Source organism: Sulfitobacter aestuarii, from assembly GCF_042685005.1.
In the GTDB taxonomy this organism is placed as follows: Bacteria; Pseudomonadota; Alphaproteobacteria; order Rhodobacterales; family Rhodobacteraceae; genus Sulfitobacter; species Sulfitobacter aestuarii.
The window spans coordinates 1-1,245 of record NZ_JBHUMP010000066.1; the positions used below are offsets into that span (position 1 = coordinate 1).

Genomic DNA, 1,245 nt, shown 5'->3' on the forward strand with positions numbered 1-1,245 from the left:
GTCCGTCGTCATATAAAATGGGACATCAGAGCGGCTTAAACATTGGAGGCTCTGGTTCGGTTGCGTGATTGATTATGCTGCTTGTTTTTGATGTTGCAAGCGGCGGCTTTGGATCGTCATTTTCTTGATATTTTCCCTTTCTCTGATGATGGCTTTGTCACGTCCAAAATAGACGTCAGCGGGTGTGACGTTGCTCAGGCTCACGTGGTAGCGCTGGTTGTTGTAATAGTCGACGAAGGTCCCGATCTGGCGTTCAAGATCGCCGGGCAGGTAGTAGTTTTCCAGTAGAACCCGGTTCTTCATGGTCTGATGCCAGCGCTCGATTTTGCCCTGGGTTTGCGGATGGAACGGCGCACCGCGAACGTGATCCATTTTCTGGTCCCCCAGCCATTTGGCCAGGTCGCCGGATATGTAGCACGACCCGTTGTCGCTGAGCAGGCACGGCTTGTGTCGGACCACGGCTTGGTCGCAGCCAGATGCCGTAAGAGCCAGCTCAATGGTGTCTGTCACGTCCTCGGCCCGCATGGTCGTGCAGAGCTTCCAGGCAATGATATACCGGCTGTAATCGTCCAGGATCGTGCTGAGGTAATACCAGCCCCAGCCGATGATCTTGAAGTAGGTGAAGTCGGTCTGCCACATCTGATTGATCGCCGTGGTTTTGTCCGAGAACTCATCGGCAGCCTTGATCACCACATACTCGGGTGCCGTGATCAGATCGGCAGCTTTCAGAATGCGGTAAGTCGATGATTCAGAGATAAAATACCGCTTCTCATCAGTATATTTGACGGCCAGTTCGCGTGTGGTCAGCGCCTCATGTTCCAGCGCAAACTCGATCAGATCATCCCGCCGGTCCTGCGGAATACGGTTCCAGACCGACTTCGGCCGAGGCGCGTTGTCTGCCAATGCATCAAGGCCGCCTTCGACGTAGCGGTCATACTATCGGTAAAATGTCGTGCGCGGGATACCCAGCATATCAAGGGTCATTTTTTTGTGGGCAGGTGTGATCCCTCAACCGTGCGGATGATCTCAAGCTTCTCGGTTGCTGGATACCTCATTCCTCGAACTCCCCAGCCCCTGTCATGCGTTTTTTTAGCAGACGGTTCTCAAGGGTTAGGTCAGCCACGCATTCCTTCAGAGCCATGGCCTGGGATCGCAGATCCTTCACCTCAAGCGATGTCGCCTGACGCGCTGTGTCGCCGGAAAGGCGACGCTTTCCAGCCTCAAGGAATTCCTTCGACCAAGTAT

Annotated in this window: 1 pseudogene; it reads right to left on the reverse strand. The window is 54.2% G+C overall.

The annotated features are described in order from the left end of the window. Nucleotides 1-72: 72 nt before the first annotated feature. Nucleotides 73-1,245, reverse strand: a pseudogene (locus tag ACFSUD_RS19590) (IS3 family transposase); the annotation flags it as partial.